Genomic DNA, 21953 nt, shown 5'->3' with positions numbered 1-21953 from the left:
GACGTAGGACACAGGACAATATTGAAGGGTCTTTGCGATGTCCAATCCCGACAAGCCGGCAGTGGTCGTGACGCGGTGGTGGTGGGTGCGCCATGCGCCGGTGCGCAGCGACGGCGGCAACATCTACGGCCAGACGGATATCGCCTGCGATACCGGCGACCGCGAAGTGTTCGAGGCGGTCGCAAAGATATTGCCGCGCCAGGCCGTCTGGTATGCGAGTAGCCTGATGCGGACGCATCAAACGGCGGAAGCCATCTGGGCCACCGGATTTCCCAAGCCTGCAACCATGGCCCGCGAAGCAGCTTTTGCCGAACAGAATCTCGGGCAATGGCAAGGCATGAATCGGACCGCATTCCTGGCCAGCCGTCCGGTCGGCAGTCATTGGTTTGCCGCGATCGACGAGCCGGCGCCTGGCGGCGAGAGTTTCATGGATCTCTATAACCGCACCTGTGACGCGATCGGCCGCATCAATCTCGAACACGCCGGCAAGGACGTGATCGCGGTCGGCCACGGCGGCACCATCAAGGCCGCCGTCGGCCTCGCGCTTGGCGGTCAACCCGAAAAAGGCCTCGCCTTCGACATCGACAATTGTTCGGTGACGCGGCTCGATCATTTCGGCAGCGCCGGCAAGAACATCTGGCGGCTGCCGATGGTCAATCAGCAGCCGTGGATCGCGGATGCCTCGCACGCGGCGATGCATCAGCCTGCGGGCCCGGAGGTCATACCGGAAGCCAAGCTTGCATGAGGCTTCGGTTGTCGAAATTTGCAAAGACTGCTTAGCTGAAAAACGAAAAATGCAGACCGGCGTCGCCGGACCAATATCTGGGAGAAACACATGACCTTGTTCGACATGACCGGAAAAGTCGCCGTCATCACCGGTTCCACCCGCGGCATCGGCCGCGCGATTGCGGAACGGATGGCCGAGCACGGTGCCAAGGTCGTGATCTCCTCGCGCAAGCAGGATGTCTGCGATCAGGTCGCCAGGGAGATCAACGACAAGTTCGGCAAGGGCACGGCGGTCGCCATCGCCGCCAACATTTCCAGCAAGGAAAATCTGCAGAACCTGGTCAACGAATCCAACCGCGCCTTCGGCAAGATCGACGTGCTGGTCTGCAACGCCGCGTCCAATCCCTATTACGGGCCGCTCGCCGGCATTTCGGACGATCAGTTTCGCAAGATCCTCGACAACAACATCGTCGCCAACAACTGGCTGACCAGCATGGTGGTGCCGCAGATGATCGAGCGCAAGGACGGCGCGGTCATCATCGTGTCCTCGATCGGCGGCCTCAAGGGCTCGACTATCCTCGGCGCTTACGCGATCTCGAAGGCCGCCGACATGCAACTCGCGCGCAACCTCGCCTGCGAATACGGCCCGCACAATGTTCGCGTCAATTGCATCGCGCCGGGCCTGATCAAGACCGACTTCGCCAAGGCGCTGTGGGACAATCCCGATAACCTGAAGGCATCGACGTCACGCTCGCCGCTGCTGCGCATCGGCATCCCCGACGAAATCGCGGGTGCAGCGGTGTTCCTCGGGTCTGCAGCCGGCAACTTCATGACCGGCCAGACCATGGTGATCGACGGCGGCGCCACCATCAGCTGACGGCGCGCGACGAACTCGCATATTTGTGATGCGCAAAATCGAAGTCGTGACCGGTACCCGTTGCCCGCTGCTGTAATTTCAAAGCGGGTCTTCCACCGTACCGGAGATGAAGATGCGCAACGCATGGAGGAGCGTCGTCGCTGCGGCGCTGTTGCTCGGCCTGCTTGCTCCCGCGCAGGGGGCGGAGCAGCGGGATTTGTCGGGTGAGTATGTCATGTCGGGCAAGGGCGTCGGCGAGAACGATCTGGCCTATGTCGGCACCTGCACGCTCAAGGCCGTCGAGAGCCTTTACGAGGTCTCGTGCTTCAACTCCGACACCAGACACACTTACGTCGGCAAGGGCATCAGGCTGGGCGACCGGTTATCGACTGTGATCGGCGACCTTCTGAAGGGCGATCACTCGTCGGTCTATGCCGGCGAATATCTCGTCGTCTACCGCGCCGATGCCGACGGCAGCCTGAAGGGCCGCTGGGTGCATGCGCTGTCAGGCGCGCACGGCGAGGAAACGCTTACGCCGAAGAAGTAAGCGTTTCCGCTTCCGCGCGCCGGTCACTCCACCGCGGCGTACACCAGGCTGCGCAGCATCGAGCGGATATATTCGCGCTGGCCGGGGCCCTGCATCATGAACACCGCGAACATGTCCTCGGCCGGATCGATGAAGAAGAACGTTCCGGCCATGCCGCTCCAGAAGTACTGACCGGCCGAGCCCGGGAACGGCGCCATGCCCGCATCGGTGCGGACCGCGAAGCCGAGCCCGAAACCATGACCGGCCGGCATCAGCGGAGAAGAGACCTTGACGTCGGGGCCGAGATGATCGGACGCCATCAGTTCCAGCGTCTTGCGGCCGACGATCCTGTTGCCGTCGAGCGTGCCGCCGTTGAGCAGCATCTGGCTGAAGCGCGCATAGTCCATGGTGGTGGAAACCAGGCCGCCGCCGCCGGATTCCATCACCGGCTTTTCCAGCATGTTGAAGAACTGCACCTTGTCGCCGGTCCAGGGATCGTTCGGGAACGGCTCGGCGAGCCGGCCGGCATTCTGCTCGCCGGCGTGGAACGCGGTTTCCGCCATCTGCAACGGCGCCAGGATGCGCTCGGTCAGGAATGCGCTCAGGCTCTTGCCGGAAACCACCTCGATGACGCGGCCGAGAATGTCGGTGGAGCGGCTGTAATTCCATTCCGAGCCCGGCTGGCACATCAGCGGCATGCCGGCGACCAATGCGGCGTGCTCGGCGTTGGTGATCTTGCGGCTGCGCAGCCGCGACTGCTGGTACATCTGCTGCACGAGGCCATTGCCGGTGTGGTCGTAGGTGATGCCCGAGGTGTGGCGCAACAGGTCCTGTATCGTCATCTGCCGCTTCAGCGGCACGAGGTCGAGCTTGCCGTTGTTTTCGACGCCGACCTTCTGATCGGCAAATTCCGGGATGAATTTCGAAACGGGGTCGCTGAGCAGGAAATGGCCGTCCTCGATCAGCATCATGATTCCGATCGAGACGATCGGCTTGGTCATCGAGAAGATCCGGAAGATCGAGTCATGCGCCATCGGCGCGCTCGCCGAAGGGCCCTGCCTGCCGAGCGCATCGAACCAGCCGATCTGGCCGCGCCGCGCCACCAGCACGGTCGCGCCCGGCAACGTGCCCTTGTCGATCTCGCGCCTGAAGGCGTCCGACATGCGCTGCAGCCGGACCGGGGACAGACCCAGCGATTCCGGCTTGGCCTGGGGCAGCGAGGGCGTCTGCGGGGCGGAGCTGTGCTTTGCGGCGGTTTGCGCGGTCATGGTTTCTCCCGTTTGTTGCTTTTGTTGCTTGTGGTGTCGCTTGGCCCGGGAAGTCTGGCGCAGAACGTTTGACTTGAACAGGCCCGCCCCGTTGCCCGCTTCGCCCTTGCAATCGGGGCGCTGCCTATGCTTGAAACGGCGCGGATCTGCGGCGACGCGGGTTTCCTGTAGGAGTGTAGCTCAATTGGTAGAGCACCGGTCTCCAAAACCGGGGGTCGCAGGTTCGAGCCCTGCCACTCCTGCCAGCTAATTCAAATACTTAAGCTGAATTCCTGCAGCAGCCGGTGATGCGCTTTGGGCGCTGCGCGAACGGGCGCGTGACGTTGCCGTCAGCCGCTTGGCTTGCGTTCGCGGGAATCAGGCGGCGCCCACGGTCATCCGGCTTTTTTGCTGAACCAATTCGGGGACGGGCAGGTGGGGTTCTCCGGCAGGTGGATGGTGCGCGCCGGCATGGACGGACTTTTCGACGCGCTTCGACCACGACCTGTAATAGGCGACCGCCGTCATGATCGCGAGGCCACAGGTTCCGACCAGCAGCTGGGCAAGAACCCCGCCGGAGATCCTTTCCAGAACCAGCGATGCAATGAATGAAAGGTAGATTCCGACGCAAAACACTTCGAGAGACTGCTGGCCGCATTTGACCAGCGGCCGCCAGATGGCGGCCTCCAGTCCCGGCGCGTCGATCGGTATCAGCCGCGCGCCCACGATGATCAGGATCGCCAGGTGCAGGAAGCGGTAGGGCGCCAGATTGGTCTTGTCATTCGGATTGAAGGCCTCGAACAGCGCGCGCGGAAAGATTCCCTGCAGCGCGGGCAGGAGCGCCGCCAGGGTCATGGCGGCCGCAAACGCCAGATAGATCAGGCCGAGCCAGAAGACGGTCCGGGAGCGGACCAGGAAGTGCAGCGTATTGGCGCCGCCGAGCGCCAGCCAGGCGCCCAGCACGAACAGAAGCTGCCAGGCGAGCGGGTTGAAGTACCAGACGCCCGAAGGATAAGAGGGCAGATTCCAGCCGAACTGCCGGGCCGCGAAATAGAGCAACACTGATCCAGCCATGACCCAGTTGCCGTGCCGGAGCATCAGCCAAAGCACCGGTGGAAAGGCGCCCATCAGCACCACGTAAAGCGGCAGCACGTCCAGATTAAGCGGCTTGTATCGCAGCAGCAGCCCCTGCGTCAGCGTCTCGACCGGCGCATTGAGCAGGGGGGCAACATTGAACAGATCGATGAAATCAGGCGTGTGGAATTTGTCCGACAGGAAATGGACGGAAGTCAGATAGGCCACGAACAGCAGGATGTGGGCGACATAGATTTGCCAGACGCGCCGCAGCAGCCGCGTCGTCCCGAACAGGAAGCCGTGCTCTTGCATCCTTCGCGTATAGACCAGCGCCGACGTGTAGCCGGAAATGAACACGAACAGGTCGGCGCCGTCGCTGAAGCCGTAGTTTCGGAATGAAAACCACGCCAGCACGGTGCTTGAAATATGGCCCAGGAACATCGCCCAGTTGGCGAGGCCCCGAAACAGATCGAGGCGCAGATCGCGCTGGGACGGCGGGAGGGCTAGGACGATTTTCATTTGTTCCCAGTTCGCACGTGACAATCCGGAAGATCGGGATTTTCGCCGCGCCCGGCTCGAACCCATGGTTAGAACCTTCGACTGTCGCCAAAAACCAAGAAAATGCTAGGGGTGGCGCGGGCGGTCCTGTTGAGCCATGTCAAGGCAGGCGCGGCGTTCAGACCCGGTCCGCGATGCAGGATGGTGTGGCCGGTCCGCCCCCGGCCGGACCTGCCCGGTGGCTCCCGCTACCTTGACCTTTGGCCGGGTCCGCAGTACATAGCCGGCACCTGCTGCCGGCCCGTTTTGACGGATATCCGGCGCGGCCATGATTTCCCCCGAATATCGAGCCCGCTTGCCGGCTCATCCTTCAAGAGAGGGCTGGGCGCTAGAGGGCTGTTCGGATTCCTTAACAGACAGATCGTCCCGAGGGACGCGGATTACACCAACGATGGCTTTCAGCCCGTTCAAGTTCCTGCAGGAAGTGCGCTCGGAGACCGCCAAGGTCACCTGGCCGACCCGGCGCGAGACCACGATCACCACGATCATGGTGTTTGTGATGGTCGCGCTGGCCTCGATCTTCTTCTTCGCCGCGGATCAGATCATCCGCGTCCTCGTCACCTTTTTGCTCGGTATCCACTGATGGCAAGCGCCGGAACGCAAACGATGGACAAGCGCTGGTATATCGTCCACGCCTATTCGAACTTCGAAAAGAAGGTCGCGGAGTCGATCCGCGAACAGTCGAAGCAGCGCGGGCTCGAAGACCTGTTCGAGCAGGTGCTGGTGCCGACCGAAAAGGTCACCGAGGTACGCCGCGGCCGCAAGATCGACGCCGAGCGCAAGTTTTTCCCCGGCTACGTGCTGGTGAAGATGAAGCTCACCGACGAGGCCTTCCATCTGATCAAGAACACCCCGAAGGTGACGGGCTTCCTCGGCGCGGAAAACAAGCCGATGCCGATCTCGGAAGCCGAAGCCATGCGGATCCTGCACCAGGTGCAGGAAGGCGTCGAACGCCCGAAGGCGTCGGTCTCGTTCGAGATCGGCGAGAATGTGCGCGTGGCCGACGGCCCGTTCGCTTCGTTCTCGGGTGTGGTCGAGGAAATCGACGAGGCGCGCTCGCGCGTGAAGGTCGCCGTGTCGATCTTCGGCCGCGCCACGCCGGTCGAACTGGAATTCGGTCAGGTCGAGAAGGTCTGATCGTTATCCTCGTTCCGCGAGAGCGGGCGGGGAGAAGTGCCGTGGAAGGGGACTGACGGTCGCCAGCCGTCATGCGAACCGGACCACGGAACCTGAAACAGCCGATCCCGGTCGGCACAACAGGAGTGAGATATGGCAAAGAAAGTGACCGGATACCTGAAATTGCAGGTGCCGGCCGGTGCGGCGAACCCTTCGCCCCCGATCGGCCCCGCGCTTGGTCAGCGCGGCCTCAACATCATGGAATTCTGCAAGGCGTTCAACGCGCAGACGCAGAAGGAAGAAAAGAACACCCCGATTCCGGTGGTGATCACGATCTACGCCGATCGTTCGTTCACCTTCGAGATGAAGACCCCGCCGATGTCCTTCTTTCTCAAGCAGGCCGCCAAAATCCAGTCCGGATCGAAAGCCCCGGGCCGCGACAAGGCCGGCAAGGTGACCAAGGCGCAGGTGCGCGAGATCGCCGAGAAGAAGATGAAGGATCTCAATTGCGACTCCATCGAGTCGGCCATGAAGATGGTCGAGGGCTCCGCCCGTTCGATGGGTCTTGAAGTTGCGGGGTAACGGGTCATGGCAATCGGAAAACGCTTGAAGAAGGCCCGCGAGGGCGTTGATCGCGAGAAGCTTTATCCGCTCGCGGACGCCATCAAGATGGTCAAGGAACGCGCCACGTCGAAGTTCGATGAGACGGTCGAGATTGCGATCAATCTCGGCGTCGATCCGCGTCACGCCGACCAGATGGTGCGTGGCGTGGTGACCCTGCCGAACGGCACCGGCCGCACCTTGCGCGTCGGCGTGTTCGCGCGCGGCGCCAAGGCCGACGAGGCCAAGGCCGCGGGTGCCGACGTCGTCGGCGCCGAGGACCTGGTCGAGAAGGTGCAGGGCGGTCAGATCGATTTCGACCGCTGTATCGCCACTCCCGACATGATGCCGCTGGTCGGACGCCTCGGTAAGGTGCTCGGCCCGCGCGGCATGATGCCGAACCCGAAGATCGGCACCGTGACCATGGACGTCACGTCAGCCGTGAAGGGCGCCAAGGGCGGTTCGGTCGAGTTCCGCGTCGAGAAGGCCGGCATCGTGCAGGCCGGTATCGGCAAGGCGTCGTTCTCGGAAGAAAAGCTGGTGCAGAACGTCAAGGCGCTTGCGGACGCGGTCGCCAAGGCGAAGCCGGCCGGCTCCAAGGGCACCTACATCCAGCGCGTGGCGGTTTCCTCCACCATGGGCCCGGGCGTGAAGGTCGAGCCCGGAAGCCTGCACGACTGAGGCCGATCGGCGATTGAACTGAATCAAGGGCGGGACGGGGCAACCTGTTCCGCCCTTTTTCGTTACGCGAACCGCCATCCACCCCCGGATCAAGTCCGAGGGCATGCTTCACTCGAAAACGCTGCAGGAAGTCCGCCGATGTCCCACAGAGTGTTGATCTATTCGCGCTTCCCCAAGGCCATGATGGTGCGCATCGGGCAACGCTTCGAGCTGATGGACGCCGCGGGCAAGCCGCCGCATGAGATGTTCACGGCAGAACAGCTCGCAGGCATCACTGCGATGATCACGGCAGGCGGAACGCCGCTTGGCGGTGACATGATGGACCGGATGCCCAGGTTAGGGGCCATCGTCTGCTACGGTACCGGCTATGACGGCGTCGATCTGGCCGCCGCGGCGCAGCGCAAGATCGCAGTCGGGCATAGCCCTGGCGCGAATGCGTCATCGGTTGCGGATATCGCCATGACGCTGATGCTGGCGGCCACGCGGCGCCTGCTGCCGGCGGACGATTATGTGCGAGGCGGCGGCTGGTCGTCGGCAAAACCGTCGCCGATGATGCGGCCGCAGGCCGGCATGCGCGGCCGCCGCATCGGCGTCTACGGCATGGGCGAAATCGGCCGCAAGATCGCCGCGCGGGCGGCGGCATTCGAGACCGAGGTCGGCTATTTCAGCCGCAGCCGGCATGACGTGCCCTATCAATACCTGCCGAGCCTCGAGGCGCTGGCGGACTGGTGCAGCGTGCTGATGATCGCGGTGCGCGCCAGTGCGGATACCCACCACGCCGTCGACGCCGGGATCCTGAAAAGGCTCGGCGAGGACGGCTGTGTGGTCAACATTTCCAGGGGCTCGGTCATCGACGAGCAGGCGCTGGTCAAGGCGCTGGCCGACAACACCATTGCAGGCGCCGGTCTCGACGTATTCGAGCAGGAGCCGCATGCGCCGGATGCGCTGACCGCGTTGCCGAATGTGGTGCTGACCCCGCATATCGGCGGCCACACCCTGGAATCGCACACCGCGATGCAGGACTGCGTGATGGCCAACCTCGAGGCGTTCTTTGCCGGCCAACCGCTGCCCTATCAGGTGCGGGGCGGCTGAAAGGCCGAAGGGGCGCCAGCCGGGGCAGTATCGGCTCAGTTGGAAGGTGCTTTCTCGGGCATGATGTGGGCCTGGTAACCCAGCCCGCGGGCGAGACCGGCCAATCCATTGAGCAACGGGACCTGCACGCCAAGGGGGATTCCGGCAATGTAGGTGACGGGGAGCAGCCCGTCGGCGAGCACGAGCGCGCCCTGCAGCGGGTTCCGGATGTCACCCTTTCGGTTGGCGCGTCCTTGCTGACTGAGCGCCGTCAGGGTCTCGAAGAACCGCTCGACCCCGGCGAGAATTGCCATATCGGGCGTTGGCGGGGTGATCCGTTGCCGAACCTTCATCACCGTCGCCCCGATGTTCCAGGGATGGACGTGGGAGGTGTTGGTGGGGATGACGAAAGTGTGCGGCGCGTTGGCCGAAAATTCTTCTCGGCCGATCCGGCAGGCCGCGCTGCCTTCAAGCAAGTCGAAATGCTCAATTCCGAAACCTTCAGGGCCGGCATGATAATGTGCGGCAGCCGCCAGCCGTTCGTCCGGGGGCACCAACCATTCCATCGCCAGTTCGCGTCCGCCGGACGAGGCGCTGGTGGCCGTGAACACCAGCTTTGTCCTCGTGACCGGATTGAAGTAGGTATCTCCGGGATTGGCCATGCGTTGCCCCCTGGATTCGTCGCGTTACGGACGGATTGGGATGATATACGGGCCATCGGGCGGGCAGTTTCGCGCTTTTTTCCGGACTGTTCGCAACGGCCCGAACTTTGCGCCTGGCAAGTTTAGGCTTGGCAAGCCGGGAAAGACTCGTTAAACAACCCCTTCCGGGCGTGCTGGCTGTCGCTGGCACGTCCGTGCTCGCATTCCGAAAACCCGATACGCTAGGAGATCATTCCTTTCAGGACATCCGCTTGGATTGCTCGAAAGGAAGGAAAGCCGTCGTTTCGGAGGGGTGTGGGCAGGGGTCTTTCGGTTCGCCGGACGGCCTCGATCCTGTCCAAGACTGCAGGCGCCCGCGGTGAAACCTAGTTTCTTCAACGGCTTAATCTATCGGCCTGCATAGACGGGTGAAGACCGGATTTTCATTTTGCGCCGCAGCCTGCGGCGCGATGCGGATTTGGTTCGAACCTCGACACCCCGTGGCCCGTTCGGCCCGGGAGGGCAGGCGTTTCAAATGTCGTCTTGCCCGGCGTGTCCTGAGACCGAGATGTCTCGAGGTCAGGTTCAGGCGGGACGATGGGTGCAACCCGGCGGTCCTGCCTTAGGGCTAGAGACCGCCAACCGGAGAGAGCTTGCTGTGGAAAGAGCGGCAAAAAAGGACGCGGTTGAGGCGCTGAACGGTCTGTTCAAGACCACCAGCGTTGCAGTCGTCGCCCACTATTCCGGCCTCACCGTGGCCCAGATGCAGAAGCTGCGCATGCAGATGAAGCAGGCGGGTGCGTCGGTGAAGGTCTCGAAAAACCGTCTCGCCAAAATTGCTCTTGAAGGCACGGACGTCGTTGCCATCGGTTCCCTGTTGAAGGGACCGACCGTGATCGCGACTTCAAACGATCCGGTAGCGGCGCCCAAGGTTGCCATCGAATTCGCCAAGACGAACGAGCAGTTCGTCATTCTCGGCGGGTCGATGGGTAAAACCGTCCTGGACGTGAACGGGGTGAAGGCGCTTGCCTCGCTGCCGTCACTCGATGAACTGCGCGGCAAGATCGTCGGCCTCCTGGTGGCGCCGGCGACCAAGATCGCTCAGCTCTCGACTGCGCCCGCGGCCAAGCTCGCGCGCGTCGTTCAGGCCTATGCCTCAAAGAGCGAAGCGGCCTGACGCCCTTCGCAAACATCAAACCTGGTTCGAACCGATACGCTTAAGGAAACAGATCAATGGCTGACTTACAGAAGATTGTTGACGACCTCTCGAGCCTCACCGTGCTCGAGGCTGCCGAGCTCGCGAAGCTGCTCGAAGAGAAGTGGGGCGTGTCCGCCGCTGCCGCCGTCGCGGTGGCCGGTCCGGCTGCTGCCGCCGCTGCTCCCGCGGAAGAAAAGACCGAGTTCTCGGTCATTCTCGCTGCCGCCGGCGAGAAGAAGATCGAAGTCATCAAGGAAGTCCGCGCCATCACCGGCCTGGGCCTCAAGGAAGCCAAGGACCTCGTCGAAGGCGCGCCCAAGCCGGTCAAGGAAGGCGTGAACAAGGACGAAGCCGAGAAGATCAAGGCCCAGCTCGAGAAGGCCGGCGCCAAGGTTGAGCTCAAGTAACCCTGGGTTACTTGAGCGAAATCCCGGGCGAGCAACGCGAGACCCGGGATCTCTGACGACGTGGCTGGGATCCTCCGGGCCACGTTGTACACAAGAATGTGTGGGGATTCGAAGGTTTACCCCTCGAATCTCCACGATTGTCATCCCATATCGGGACGGCAGCACGAAAGCACGGTAGGCGGCGGGAACGGCAGCGTTCCTGCGCAGGCCGTTGGGAGACAGGCAATTTCGGGCTTTTTCGGTCCGTAACTAGGCAAGTTGAGACGGGCGGGTGCGGAAGCGCCCCGCGCGTCGTTTTGCGTTTTGTAGGTCCGGCGCCACGCTTTGGGATTTAAATCCTGAAATCTGGCTTCAGACTTTCGGGATGTATCGGAAATTCAACCCGGGGGCGATGGCAGTCGCGCTTCGGAAGGTTCGCCCCTCACGGGCGACGAAATGAGAGGCCACGATGGCGCAGCAGACATTCACCGGTCGCAAACGCGTTCGCAAGTTCTTCGGACACATCAAGGAAGTCGCCGAGATGCCGAACCTCATCGAGGTTCAGAAGGCGTCCTACGACCAGTTCCTGATGGTGGATGAACCGGTCGGCGGCCGGCTGGACGAGGGCCTGCAGGCGGTGTTCCGCTCGGTGTTTCCGATCTCGGATTTCTCCGGCACCTCGATGCTGGAATTCGTCCGCTACGAGTTCGAACCGCCGAAATACGACGTCGACGAGTGCCGCCAGCGCGGCATGACCTATGCGGCGCCGCTGAAGGTGACGCTGCGCCTGATCGTGTTCGATATCGACGAGGAAACCGGCGCCAAGTCGGTGAAGGACATCAAGGAGCAGGACGTCTACATGGGCGATATCCCGCTCATGACCATGAACGGCACCTTCGTCGTCAACGGCACCGAGCGCGTCATCGTCTCGCAGATGCATCGTTCGCCCGGCGTGTTCTTCGATCACGACAAGGGCAAGACCCATTCGTCAGGCAAGCTGTTGTTTGCCGCGCGCGTGATTCCCTATCGTGGCTCCTGGCTCGATATCGAATTCGACGCCAAGGACATCGTGTTCGCGCGCATCGACCGTCGCCGCAAGATTCCGGTGACCTCGCTGATGTTCGCGCTCGGTCTCGACGGCGAGACCATCCTCTCCACGTTCTACAAGAAGATCAATTACAAGCGGGCCAAGGAAGGCTGGCGCGTGCCGTTCGACGCCACCCGTTTCCGCGGCTACTCGACCATCAACGACCTGATCGACGCCGACACCGGCAAGGTCGTGCTCGAGGCCGGCAAGAAGCTGACCGTGCGCGGAGCGCGCCAGTTGCAGGAAAAGGGCCTCAAGGCGCTGCGGCTGTCGGATGAGGAGCTGGTCGGCAACTACCTCGCCGAGGACCTCGTCAATCCCAAGACCGGCGAAATCTACGCCGAGGCCGGCGAGGAAATCACCGAGAAGTCGCTGAAGGCGCTCAACGAGCAGGGCTACAAGGAACTGCCGCTGCTCGACATCGACCACGTCAATGTCGGCGCCTACATCCGCAACACCCTGCACGCCGACAAGAACATGACGCGTGAAGACGCGCTGTTCGACATCTATCGCGTGATGCGTCCCGGCGAGCCGCCGACCATCGATTCGGCGCAGAGCATGTTCCAGTCGCTGTTCTTCGACTCTGAGCGCTACGACCTGTCCGCGGTCGGCCGCGTCAAGATGAACATGCGCCTCGAACTCGATGCGCCCGACACCCATCGCACGCTGCGCAAGGAAGACATTCTCGCCGTCATCAAGACGCTGGTCGATCTGCGCGACGGCAAGGGCGAGATCGATGACATCGATCACCTCGGCAACCGGCGCGTGCGCTCGGTCGGCGAGCTGATGGAGAACCAGTACCGCATCGGCCTGTTGCGCATGGAGCGCGCAATCAAGGAGCGCATGTCGAGCGTCGATATCGACACCGTGATGCCGCAGGACCTGATCAACGCTAAGCCGGCGGCCGCCGCGGTGCGCGAGTTCTTCGGCTCGTCGCAGCTGTCGCAGTTCATGGACCAGACCAACCCGCTGTCGGAAATCACCCACAAGCGCCGTCTCTCGGCGCTTGGCCCGGGCGGTCTGACCCGCGAGCGCGCCGGCTTCGAGGTGCGCGACGTGCATCCGACGCATTACGGCCGGATCTGCCCGATCGAGACGCCGGAAGGTCCGAACATCGGTCTGATCAACTCGCTGGCGACGTTCGCGCGCGTCAACAAATACGGCTTCGTGGAAACGCCCTACCGCAAGGTGAAGGACGGCCGCGTCACCGACGAAGTGGTCTATCTCTCGGCGATGGAAGAGGGCCGCTACCGTGTGGCGCAGGCCAACGTGCCGCTCGATAACAAGGGGCGCTTCACCGAGGACCTGATCGTCTGCCGGCACGCCGGCGAAGTGCTGCCGATCACGCCGGACAAGGTCGACTACATGGACGTGTCGCCGAAGCAGCTGGTTTCGGTGGCCGCGGCGCTGATCCCGTTCCTCGAGAACGACGACGCCAACCGCGCGCTGATGGGCTCGAACATGCAGCGTCAGGCCGTGCCGCTGGTACGCGCCGAAGCGCCGTTCGTCGGCACCGGCATGGAGGGCGTGGTCGCGCGCGACTCGGGGGCTGCGATCGCAGCCCGCCGCACCGGCGTGATCGACCAGATCGACGCCACACGTATCGTGATCCGCGCCACCGACGATCTCGATCCCACCAAGTCGGGCGTCGATATCTACCGGCTGATGAAGTACCAGCGCTCCAACCAGTCGACCTGCATCAACCAGCGTCCGCTGGTGAAGGTGGGCGATCAGGTGGCGAAGGGCGACATTATCGCCGACGGTCCGTCGACCGATCTCGGCGAACTCGCGCTCGGCCGCAACGTGCTGGTCGCGTTCATGCCGTGGAATGGCTACAACTTCGAAGACTCGATCCTGCTTTCGGAGCGGATCGTGAAGGACGACGTCTTCACCTCGATCCACATCGAGGAATTCGAGGTGATGGCCCGCGACACCAAGCTCGGTCCTGAGGAAATCACCCGCGACATTCCGAACGTCTCGGAAGAAGCGCTGAAAAACCTCGACGAAGCCGGCATCGTCTACATCGGCGCCGAAGTCCGCGCCGGCGACATCCTGGTCGGCAAGATCACGCCGAAGGGCGAAAGCCCGATGACGCCGGAAGAAAAGCTGTTGCGCGCCATCTTCGGCGAAAAGGCCTCCGACGTCCGCGACACCTCGCTGCGCGTGCCGCCGGGCGTGCAAGGCACCATCGTCGAAGTCCGCGTCTTCAACCGGCACGGCGTCGACAAGGACGAGCGCGCCCTGGCGATCGAGCGGGAAGAGATCGAGCGTCTCGCCAAGGACCGTGACGACGAGCAGGCGATTCTGGACCGCAACGTCTACAATCGTCTGGCGGAGCTTCTGGAAAACCGCCAGGGCATCGCCGGTCCGAAGGGCTTCAAGAAGGACACCAAGATCACGCGCGCCGTGCTCGAGGAGTACCCGAAGTCGCAGTGGTGGCTGTTCGCTTCGCCGAACGACAAGCTGATGGCCGAAATCGAGGCGATGCGGAAGCAGTACGACGAATCGAAGAAGGGCCTTGAACAGCGCTTCCTCGACAAGGTCGAGAAACTGCAGCGCGGCGACGAATTGCCGCCCGGCGTGATGAAGATGGTCAAGGTCTTCGTCGCGGTGAAGCGCAAGATCCAGCCCGGCGACAAGATGGCGGGCCGTCACGGCAACAAGGGCGTGGTGTCGAAGATCGTTCCGATCGAAGACATGCCGTTCCTCGAGGACGGGACGCATGCCGACATCGTGCTCAATCCGCTCGGCGTGCCCTCGCGCATGAACGTCGGTCAGATTCTCGAGACCCATCTCGGCTGGGCCTGCGCCGGCCTCGGCAAGCGCATCGGCCAGACGGTCGACGCCTACCTTGCCAGCGCCAAGCAGGACACCAAGCCGCTGAAGGAGACCTTGAAGAAGATCTACGGCGACGACGAGACGATCAAATCGCTCAACGACAACGAACTGATCGAACTCGGGCGTAACCTCAGCCACGGCGTGCCGATCGCGACCCCGGTGTTCGACGGGGCCAAGGAGGCCGACATCGAGGAGATGCTGAAGCTCGCCGGTCTCGACGCTTCGGGCCAGTCGACCGTCTATGACGGCCGCACCGGCGACGCCTTCGACCGCAAGGTGACGGTTGGGTACATCTACATGCTCAAGCTGCACCATCTGGTCGACGACAAGATCCACGCGCGTTCGATCGGACCGTACTCGCTCGTTACCCAGCAGCCGCTGGGCGGCAAGGCGCAGTTCGGCGGCCAGCGTTTCGGCGAAATGGAAGTGTGGGCGCTCGAGGCTTACGGCGCGGCGTACACGCTCCAGGAGATGCTGACCGTGAAGTCGGACGACGTCGCCGGCCGTACCAAGGTGTACGAGGCGATCGTGCGCGGCGACGACACGTTCGAGGCGGGTATCCCGGAATCGTTCAACGTGCTGGTCAAGGAAATGCGTTCGCTCGGCCTCAACGTCGATCTGCACAATTCCAAGATGGGTGCAACGCCGACGTCCGAAGCGGCCGAGTAGTTCAAGCTTCAATGCCCGGCCTCGTGCCGGGCATCCGCGCCTCGCTCGGACGTTGAGCGGGGCGCGCGCGACTTAGAAGAATTTCGAATTTGCTGCCGGTGACGACCGGCACGCGAGGAGAAGACCATGAACCAAGAAATTATGAATCTTTTCAATCCGACGACCCCGGCCCAGGTCTTCGACCAGATCCGGATTTCGATCGCGTCCCCTGAGAAGATTCTGTCGTGGTCCTACGGCGAGATCAAGAAGCCGGAGACCATCAACTACCGCACCTTCAAGCCGGAGCGTGACGGCCTGTTCTGCGCGCGCATCTTCGGGCCGATCAAGGACTACGAGTGCCTGTGCGGCAAGTACAAGCGCATGAAGTACAAGGGCATCATCTGCGAGAAGTGCTCGGTCGAAGTGACGCTGAGCCGGGTCCGGCGCGAGCGCATGGGCCACATCGAGCTGGCCGCCCCCGTCGCGCACATATGGTTCCTGAAGTCGCTGCCGTCGCGCATCGGCCTTCTGCTCGACATGACGCTGAAGGATCTCGAGCGGATCCTGTATTTCGAATATTACGTCGTGCTGGAGCCGGGTCTCACCGCGCTGAAGGACCGTCAGCTCCTGTCGGAAGACGAGTACCTGAAGGCGCAGGACGAATACGGCCAGGACAGCTTCACCGCCATGATCGGCGCCGAAGCGATCCGCGAGCTGCTGAAGGGGCTTGAGCTCGAGAAGCTCGAGGCGTCGTTGCGCGCCGAGATGCAGGAGACCGAGTCCGACATCAAGCACAAGAAGCTCGCCAAGCGCCTGAAGATCGTCGAGGCGTTCCGTTATTCCGGCAACAAGCCGGAATGGATGATCCTGACCGTGGTGCCGGTGATTCCGCCGGACCTGCGTCCGCTGGTGCCGCTCGACGGCGGCCGCTTCGCGACCTCGGATCTCAACGATCTCTACCGCCGCGTCATCAACCGCAACAACCGCTTGAAGCGGCTGATGGAGCTGCGCGCGCCCGACATCATCATCCGCAACGAAAAGCGCATGCTGCAGGAGGCCGTCGACGCCTTGTTCGACAACGGCCGCCGCGGCCGCGTCATCACCGGCGCCAACAAGCGTCCGCTGAAGTCGCTGGCCGACATGCTGAAGGGCAAGCAGGGCCGCTTCCGGCAGAACCTGCTCGGCAAGCGCGTCGACTATTCCGGCCGTTCGGTGATCGTGGTCGGTCCCGAGCTGCGGCTGCATCAGTGCGGCCTGCCGAAGAAGATGGCGCTGGAGCTGTTCAAGCCGTTCATCTATTCGCGGCTCGACGCCAAGGGCCTGTCCACCACGGTGAAGCAGGCCAAGAAGCTGGTCGAAAAGGAGCGGCCGGAGGTTTGGGACATCCTCGACGAGGTGATCCGCGAGCATCCCGTGCTGCTGAACCGCGCGCCGACGCTGCATCGCCTCGGCATCCAGGCGTTCGAGCCGGTGCTGATCGAGGGTAAGGCGATCCAGCTGCATCCTTTGGTCTGCGCGGCGTTCAACGCCGACTTCGACGGCGACCAGATGGCCGTGCACGTTCCGCTGTCGCTGGAAGCGCAGCTCGAAGCGCGCGTGCTGATGATGTCGACCAACAACATCCTGCATCCGGCCAACGGTCAGCCGATCATCGTGCCGTCGCAGGATATCGTGCTCGGCCTGTATTACCTGTCGATCATGCGCGAGGGCCTGTCCGGCGAAGGCAAGATCTTCGGCGAGATGTCGGAACTCGAGCACGCGTTGCATGCGAAGGTCATCCACCTCCACACCAAGATCAAGTATCGCTGGCAGGGCGTCGATGAGACCGGCAAGCCGGTCAAGCGCTGGATCGAGACCACCGCCGGTCGCGTGATGCTCGGCAACGTTCTGCCGAAGTCCCCGAAGATTTCGTACGACATCATCAACAAGCTGATGACCAAGCGCGAAATTTCCGGCGTGATCGACCAGGTCTACCGTCACTGCGGTCAGAAGGAGACGGTGATCTTCTGCGACCGGATCATGGCGCTCGGCTTCTACAACGCGTTCAAGGCCGGCATTTCGTTCGGCAAGGACGACATGGTGGTTCCGCACAGCAAATGGAAGATCGTCGATACCACGCGTACGCTGGCGAAGGATTTCGAGCAGCAGTACAATGACGGTCTGATCACCCACGGCGAGAAGTACAACAAGGTGGTCGATGCCTGGTCGAAGGCGACGGAAGAAATCGCCAAGGAGATGATGAAGGAAATCTCCTCGACCAAGAAGAACGCCAAGGGCGTCGAGGCCGACATCAACTCGATCTACATGATGGCGCATTCCGGTGCGCGCGGTTCGCCGGCGCAGATGCGTCAGCTCGCCGGCATGCGCGGCCTGATGGCCAAGCCGTCGGGCGAAATCATCGAAACGCCGATCATTTCCAACTTCAAGGAAGGTCTGTCGGTGCTCGAATACTTCAACTCGACCCACGGCGCCCGCAAGGGCCTCGCGGACACCGCGTTGAAGACCGCGAACTCCGGCTACCTGACGCGCCGTCTGGTCGACGTGGCGCAGGACTGCATCATCACGGCCGATGACTGCGGCACCAAGCTCGGCATCAAGATGCGCGCCATCATCGATGCCGGCACCGTGGTTGCGTCGCTGGCGTCCCGCATCCTCGGCCGCACCGCGGGCGAGGATCTGCGCGATCCCGCGACCAACAAGGTCGTGGTCAAGCGCGGCACGCTGATGGAAGAGACGCATGTCGACGCCATCCAGCAGGCCGGCATCCAGGAAGTGAAGATCCGCTCGGCGCTGACCTGCGAACTCGTCAACGGCATCTGCGGCAAGTGCTACGGCCGCGATCTGGCCCGCGGCACGCCGGTCAACCACGGCGAAGCGGTCGGCGTCATCGCCGCCCAGTCGATCGGCGAGCCCGGCACCCAGCTGACGATGCGGACGTTCCACATCGGCGGCGCGGCGCAGATCAACGAGCAGTCGTTCATCGAGTCGAACTTCGACGGCAAGGTCACCATCAAGAACAAGGCCATCGCCAAGAACAGCGAAGGCCACCTGGTCGCGATGGTGCGCAACATGGTGGTTGCGATCGCCGACGCCGACGGCACCGAGCGTGCGACCCACCGCATCCAGTACGGCGCGCGCATGCACGTCGATGAAGGCGACATGGTCAAGCGCGGCCAGCGCATCGCGGAATGGGATCCGTACTCACGGCCGGTTCTGACCGAGGTCGAGGGCACCATCGCCTTCGAGGATCTGGTCGAGGGTCAGTCGATCTCGGAAACGCTCGACGAGTCCACCGGTATCGCCAAGCGCGTCGTTATCGACTGGCGCGCGTCGCGCGGCGGGGCCGATTTGCGTCCGGCCATCGTCGTCAAGGGCAAGGATGGCAAGATCCTCAAGCTCGCGCGCGGCGGTGAGGCCCGCTACATGCTGTCGGTCGACGCCATTCTGTCGGTCGACGTCGGAGCCAAGGTCAAGAACGGCGACATCCTCGCGCGTATTTCCACCGAAAGCGCGAAGACCCGTGACATCACCGGCGGTCTGCCGCGTGTTGCGGAACTGTTCGAGGCCCGCAAGCCGAAGGATGCTGCGATCATCGCGGAAATCGCCGGCACCATCCGGTTCGGCCGCGACTACAAGAACAAGCGCCGCATCTCGATCGAGCCGATCGACAAGAACGAGGAGACTCGCGAGTACCTCATTCCGAAGGGCAAGCACATCCATCTGCAGGACGGCGACATCGTCGAAAAGGGCGATTTCATCGTCGAAGGCAATCCGGCGCCGCACGACATTCTGGCGATCAAGGGCATCGAGGAACTCGCTGCCTATCTGGTCAACGAAATCCAGGAGGTCTACCGGCTGCAGGGCGTGCTGATCAACGACAAGCACATCGAGGTGATTGTCCGTCAGATGCTGCAGAAGGTGGAGATCACCGACCAGGGCGAGACCGACATGATCTCGGGCGAACAGATCGACAAGATCGAGTTCGACCAGCTCAACGCCAAGGCCAAGGAAGAGGGCAAGAAGCCCGCCACGGGAACGCCGGTTCTGCTCGGCATCACCAAGGCGAGTCTGCAGACCCGCTCGTTCTTCTCGGCGGCCTCGTTCCAGGAGACCACCCGCGTGCTCACCGAAGCTGCCGTCAACGGCAAGGTGGACCCGCTGGAAGGCCTCAAGGAGAACGTCATCGTCGGCCGGCTGATCCCGGCGGGCACCGGCGCCTCGATGGCCAAGATCCGCGAAGTCGCCGTCAAGCGCGACAAGCTGATCCTCGACGAACGCGAAAAGCAGGCCACGATCGTGCCGACGGCACCCGAGGCCGAGCCGCTGGCGCTGCCGCCCGCGGAATAAAGCTGCACGGATTCAGTGCATTAGGAAAAGGCCGGCTTCACGCCGGCCTTTTTTTGATTTTTTGACCCATCTCAAAGCCCGAACCCGGTTTGTTCATCTTTCCTTCAGGCTGAAAAGCGCTTTTGCTGGGATGACTTAAGGCTGGCCACCCGGGAACGAATGGGGTGGCGGAGGCGACGGAAACACATGCTGGATCTTGCAATCGTTGGCGGCGGCCCCGGCGGGCTGATGAGCGCCTGGTATCTGAAGAAGAAGCTCGGCGAACTCTGCCGCATCACGATCTACGAAGCTTCCGACCGCGTCGGCGGCAAGATCGTCACCCGCAAGTTCGATTCGGCGCCCGCGATGTATGAAGCCGGCGTCGCCGAGATCTACGATTATTCGATGACCGGACCCGATCCGCTGCGCGAGCTGATCCAGCATTTCGGTCTGCAGACCATTCCGATGGATGCCGAGCAGGTCCATCTCGACGGCGAGCTTCTGAACGACGTGCCGGGAATGCGCCGCAAATACGGCGCCAAGACTGCGGACGCGATCGAAGCGTTTCGCAAGCGCTGCACCGAGATGGTGTCGCCGGTCGAATATTACGAAGGCGTCGGCGCGCACGACAACGAGCACCCGTGGGCCTATCTTTCCTGCGAGGAGTTGCTCGACAAGGAAGTCGACGATCCCACGGCCAAGCGCTTCCTCAAGGTGATGGCGCGCTCCGATATCGCCACCGAGAGCCACAACACCAACGGGCTGAATGCGCTGAAGAACTTCGTGATGGATGTCGACGGCTACATCGGGCTGTATTCGATCCAGAACGGCAATGAGCAGCTGATCGAGTGTCTGCAGTCGGAAGTCAACGCGAAGATCCAGCTCAATCACCGGGTGCTCAAGGTCGGCAAGACCGAGGCGGGCCGCTACCGGCTCAACATGATGAACGGCAAGGGACCGGAGACCAAGGACTTCGATCTGGTGCTGATGTGCCTGCCGCACTCCTGGCTCGCCACCATGCGCTGGGACGGCGAGCAGCTGCGCAAGTCGATGGTCAAGCACGTCGCCTATTTCGACCGGCCCGCGCATTATCTGCGGATCTCGCTGCTGTTCGACGAGCCGTTCTGGGGCGAGAAGATCCCGGGCGCCTGGTTCATGTCGGAAGCATTCGGCGGCTGCTGCGTCTACAACGAAGGCGCGCGCCACGATGTCGGCAAGCACGGCGTGCTGAACTGGCTGATCGCCGGATCCGATGCGCTCGCGTTCGCCAATCTCGGCGATCAGGAACTGATTGATGCCGCGCTGAAGTCGCTGCCGGCTTCGCTCGGCGACGCGCGCGCGCATTTCCTGGAGGGCAAGACCCACCGCTGGCTGTCCTCGGTGAATGCGATTCCCGGCGGTCTGCCGGCGCGCGACGTCATGACAAATCACCGGCCCGAGCCGAAGCAGCATCCCGGCCTCGTCGTGGTCGGCGACTATCTGTTCGACTCGACACTGAACGGGCTGCTCGATTCCTCCGATGCTGCCACCGACATCATCGTCACCGAGATGATGCGGTTGCGCCGCGCCCGCGGCGAGGGCGGCAAGCCTTCGTCCGACAGGATCGACCGCGAATATTTCGAGAATTATCGCGGGCTCGGCCCCTATCACGAGGTCTGGAGCCAGTTCACTGATCCAGGCTACCTGACCGATCTCATCAAGATCGTGTGGGGCAGGGCCAAGGGCTACAAGCTCCTGGTCGCCGGCTCCGCCAGCGGAGAGCTGGTCGGAGCGCTGCGCGATCGCGGAATAGATGCATGGGGCATCGAGAACAACCGTACGATCCACGCCAGGACCCCGAAGGCGCTGAAGAAATTCAACAAGCTTGGATCGATCGTCGATATGCCGTTCAAGGACGGGGAATTCGACTTCGTGTTCGAAACCAGCCTGTGCCATGTCGGGGAAAAGCAGGTGCCCCGCGCGATTCGCGAATTGAACCGCGTGACGAAGACCGGCCTGGTGTTCGGTTCGGTGACGTCGGATATGGCGCCGGCGCTGATCGATCGCTACGACCTGCTGCGCGGGGTCAAGAAGCTCGGCACCTGGTGGGAGTGGTCGGAATTGTTCTTCTCCAACGGGTTCGACCTGTCGATGCACCGCCGCGACACTACGGACGCGCTCTGGGCGGCGACGCTGGCCGCCAACAAGGGACCCGGCCAGTGGTATGCGGATTCCGACAGCCTGCGCTACTCGTTCTTTGACAAGGTTGCCGCCGACGACGATTAGTTGACGGCGCGTATTCTGGTCGCAAGACCGGTGCTCACTTTTGCCAAAGGCGCGGTCGGCGCTCGCCGGTCCTCCAATTATTTTGCCGAACGCATTCCGATCGCATAGG

At 62.7% G+C, this 21953-nt stretch carries 16 protein-coding genes and 1 tRNA gene; 14 read left to right on the top strand and 3 right to left on the bottom strand.

Going from position 1 to position 21953, the window contains the following annotated elements:
* Window positions 1-37 precede the first annotated feature (37 nt).
* The 3 genes from KMZ68_RS16800 (at window position 38) to KMZ68_RS16790 (ending at window position 2129) form a co-directional block, all read left to right on the top strand.
* Window positions 38-745 (top strand): histidine phosphatase family protein, encoded by a 708-nt coding sequence (locus tag KMZ68_RS16800; protein ID WP_215612335.1) that lies wholly within the window; start codon window positions 38-40, stop codon window positions 743-745.
* A gap of 90 nt (window positions 746-835) precedes the next feature.
* A complete protein-coding gene (locus tag KMZ68_RS16795) occupies window positions 836-1603 on the top strand; it encodes an SDR family NAD(P)-dependent oxidoreductase (RefSeq protein ID WP_215612334.1) in 768 nt (255 codons plus the stop codon).
* 112 nt (window positions 1604-1715) lie between these two features.
* Complete coding sequence (locus tag KMZ68_RS16790) at window positions 1716-2129, top strand: hypothetical protein (protein WP_215612333.1); 414 nt, start codon at window positions 1716-1718, stop codon at window positions 2127-2129.
* Between the two features lie 23 nt (window positions 2130-2152).
* Here KMZ68_RS16790 and KMZ68_RS16785 read toward each other — a convergent pair whose 3' ends face one another.
* A complete protein-coding gene (locus KMZ68_RS16785) occupies window positions 2153-3376 on the bottom strand; it encodes a serine hydrolase domain-containing protein (RefSeq protein ID WP_215612332.1) in 1224 nt (407 codons plus the stop codon).
* Between the two features lie 169 nt (window positions 3377-3545).
* Between KMZ68_RS16785 and KMZ68_RS16780 the strand changes: the two genes are divergently transcribed.
* Window positions 3546-3621, top strand: a tRNA-Trp gene (locus KMZ68_RS16780).
* Window positions 3622-3733: 112 nt separating this feature from the next.
* Here KMZ68_RS16780 and KMZ68_RS16775 read toward each other — a convergent pair.
* Window positions 3734-4948 carry an OpgC domain-containing protein gene (locus KMZ68_RS16775; protein WP_249779378.1) on the bottom strand — a complete coding sequence of 405 codons (1215 nt, stop codon included), beginning with the start codon at window positions 4946-4948 and terminating at the stop codon, window positions 3734-3736.
* Window positions 4949-5378: 430 nt separating this feature from the next.
* Here KMZ68_RS16775 and secE point away from each other — a divergent pair, with 430 nt between their 5' ends.
* The 5 genes from secE to KMZ68_RS16750 all read left to right on the top strand — a co-directional run bounded on the left by secE (window position 5379) and on the right by KMZ68_RS16750 (window position 8476).
* Window positions 5379-5570, top strand: a complete 192-nt coding sequence (secE, locus tag KMZ68_RS16770) for a preprotein translocase subunit SecE (RefSeq protein WP_024509066.1) — start codon at window positions 5379-5381, stop codon at window positions 5568-5570.
* 23 nt (window positions 5571-5593) lie between these two features.
* Window positions 5594-6124, top strand: a complete 531-nt coding sequence (gene nusG, locus KMZ68_RS16765) for a transcription termination/antitermination protein NusG (protein WP_215606194.1) — start codon at window positions 5594-5596, stop codon at window positions 6122-6124.
* 132 nt (window positions 6125-6256) lie between these two features.
* Entirely contained in the window at window positions 6257-6685 is a 429-nt protein-coding gene (gene rplK, locus KMZ68_RS16760; RefSeq protein ID WP_006611824.1) for a 50S ribosomal protein L11, read from the top strand.
* A 6-nt stretch (window positions 6686-6691) separates the two neighbouring features.
* Window positions 6692-7384 carry a 50S ribosomal protein L1 gene (gene rplA / locus KMZ68_RS16755; protein ID WP_215606195.1) on the top strand — a complete coding sequence of 231 codons (693 nt, stop codon included), beginning with the start codon at window positions 6692-6694 and terminating at the stop codon, window positions 7382-7384.
* 138 nt (window positions 7385-7522) lie between these two features.
* Window positions 7523-8476, top strand: a complete 954-nt coding sequence (locus tag KMZ68_RS16750) for a 2-hydroxyacid dehydrogenase (protein ID WP_215612330.1) — start codon at window positions 7523-7525, stop codon at window positions 8474-8476.
* A 35-nt stretch (window positions 8477-8511) separates the two neighbouring features.
* Here KMZ68_RS16750 and KMZ68_RS16745 read toward each other — a convergent pair whose 3' ends face one another.
* Window positions 8512-9117, bottom strand: coding sequence for a hypothetical protein (locus tag KMZ68_RS16745; protein ID WP_215612329.1), 606 nt, complete (start codon window positions 9115-9117; stop codon window positions 8512-8514).
* A gap of 637 nt (window positions 9118-9754) precedes the next feature.
* Between KMZ68_RS16745 and rplJ the strand changes: the two genes are divergently transcribed.
* From rplJ to KMZ68_RS16720, 5 genes are all read left to right on the top strand, one after another.
* A complete protein-coding gene (gene rplJ, locus KMZ68_RS16740; protein ID WP_079571039.1) occupies window positions 9755-10273 on the top strand; it encodes a 50S ribosomal protein L10 in 519 nt (172 codons plus the stop codon).
* Window positions 10274-10329: 56 nt separating this feature from the next.
* Window positions 10330-10701 carry a 50S ribosomal protein L7/L12 gene (gene rplL, locus KMZ68_RS16735; protein WP_215612328.1) on the top strand — a complete coding sequence of 124 codons (372 nt, stop codon included), beginning with the start codon at window positions 10330-10332 and terminating at the stop codon, window positions 10699-10701.
* 448 nt (window positions 10702-11149) lie between these two features.
* On the top strand, window positions 11150-15274 hold the full coding sequence (rpoB, locus tag KMZ68_RS16730) for a DNA-directed RNA polymerase subunit beta (protein ID WP_215612327.1): 4125 nt from the start codon (window positions 11150-11152) through the stop codon (window positions 15272-15274).
* A 126-nt stretch (window positions 15275-15400) separates the two neighbouring features.
* Entirely contained in the window at window positions 15401-19600 is a 4200-nt protein-coding gene (gene rpoC / locus KMZ68_RS16725; RefSeq protein WP_215612326.1) for a DNA-directed RNA polymerase subunit beta', read from the top strand.
* Window positions 19601-19786: 186 nt separating this feature from the next.
* A complete protein-coding gene (locus tag KMZ68_RS16720; protein ID WP_215612325.1) occupies window positions 19787-21844 on the top strand; it encodes an FAD-dependent oxidoreductase in 2058 nt (685 codons plus the stop codon).
* The last annotated feature ends 109 nt before the right edge of the window (window positions 21845-21953 follow it).

Origin of the sequence: Bradyrhizobium sediminis, from assembly GCF_018736105.1 — a bacterium.
Classification (GTDB): domain Bacteria; phylum Pseudomonadota; class Alphaproteobacteria; order Rhizobiales; family Xanthobacteraceae; genus Bradyrhizobium.
This window is presented reverse-complemented; position numbering and strand designations above follow the sequence as displayed.

What these genes read in the sequence shown, in the direction of transcription:
- rpoB (WP_215612327.1), top strand. Translation starts at nt 11,150, where the DNA reads ATGGCGCAGCAGACATTCACCGGTCGCAAACGCGTTCGCAAGTTCTTC.
- rplL (WP_215612328.1), top strand. Translation starts at nt 10,330, where the DNA reads ATGGCTGACTTACAGAAGATTGTTGACGACCTCTCGAGCCTCACCGTG.
- KMZ68_RS16800 (WP_215612335.1), top strand. Translation starts at nt 38, where the DNA reads ATGTCCAATCCCGACAAGCCGGCAGTGGTCGTGACGCGGTGGTGGTGG.
- KMZ68_RS16785 (WP_215612332.1), bottom strand. Translation starts at nt 3,376, where the DNA reads ATGACCGCGCAAACCGCCGCAAAGCACAGCTCCGCCCCGCAGACGCCC.
- rplK (WP_006611824.1), top strand. Translation starts at nt 6,257, where the DNA reads ATGGCAAAGAAAGTGACCGGATACCTGAAATTGCAGGTGCCGGCCGGT.
- nusG (WP_215606194.1), top strand. Translation starts at nt 5,594, where the DNA reads ATGGACAAGCGCTGGTATATCGTCCACGCCTATTCGAACTTCGAAAAG.
- rpoC (WP_215612326.1), top strand. Translation starts at nt 15,401, where the DNA reads ATGAACCAAGAAATTATGAATCTTTTCAATCCGACGACCCCGGCCCAG.
- KMZ68_RS16795 (WP_215612334.1), top strand. Translation starts at nt 836, where the DNA reads ATGACCTTGTTCGACATGACCGGAAAAGTCGCCGTCATCACCGGTTCC.
- KMZ68_RS16775 (WP_249779378.1), bottom strand. Translation starts at nt 4,948, where the DNA reads ATGAAAATCGTCCTAGCCCTCCCGCCGTCCCAGCGCGATCTGCGCCTC.
- secE (WP_024509066.1), top strand. Translation starts at nt 5,379, where the DNA reads ATGGCTTTCAGCCCGTTCAAGTTCCTGCAGGAAGTGCGCTCGGAGACC.
- KMZ68_RS16745 (WP_215612329.1), bottom strand. Translation starts at nt 9,117, where the DNA reads ATGGCCAATCCCGGAGATACCTACTTCAATCCGGTCACGAGGACAAAG.
- KMZ68_RS16750 (WP_215612330.1), top strand. Translation starts at nt 7,523, where the DNA reads ATGTCCCACAGAGTGTTGATCTATTCGCGCTTCCCCAAGGCCATGATG.
- KMZ68_RS16790 (WP_215612333.1), top strand. Translation starts at nt 1,716, where the DNA reads ATGCGCAACGCATGGAGGAGCGTCGTCGCTGCGGCGCTGTTGCTCGGC.
- KMZ68_RS16720 (WP_215612325.1), top strand. Translation starts at nt 19,787, where the DNA reads ATGCTGGATCTTGCAATCGTTGGCGGCGGCCCCGGCGGGCTGATGAGC.
- rplA (WP_215606195.1), top strand. Translation starts at nt 6,692, where the DNA reads ATGGCAATCGGAAAACGCTTGAAGAAGGCCCGCGAGGGCGTTGATCGC.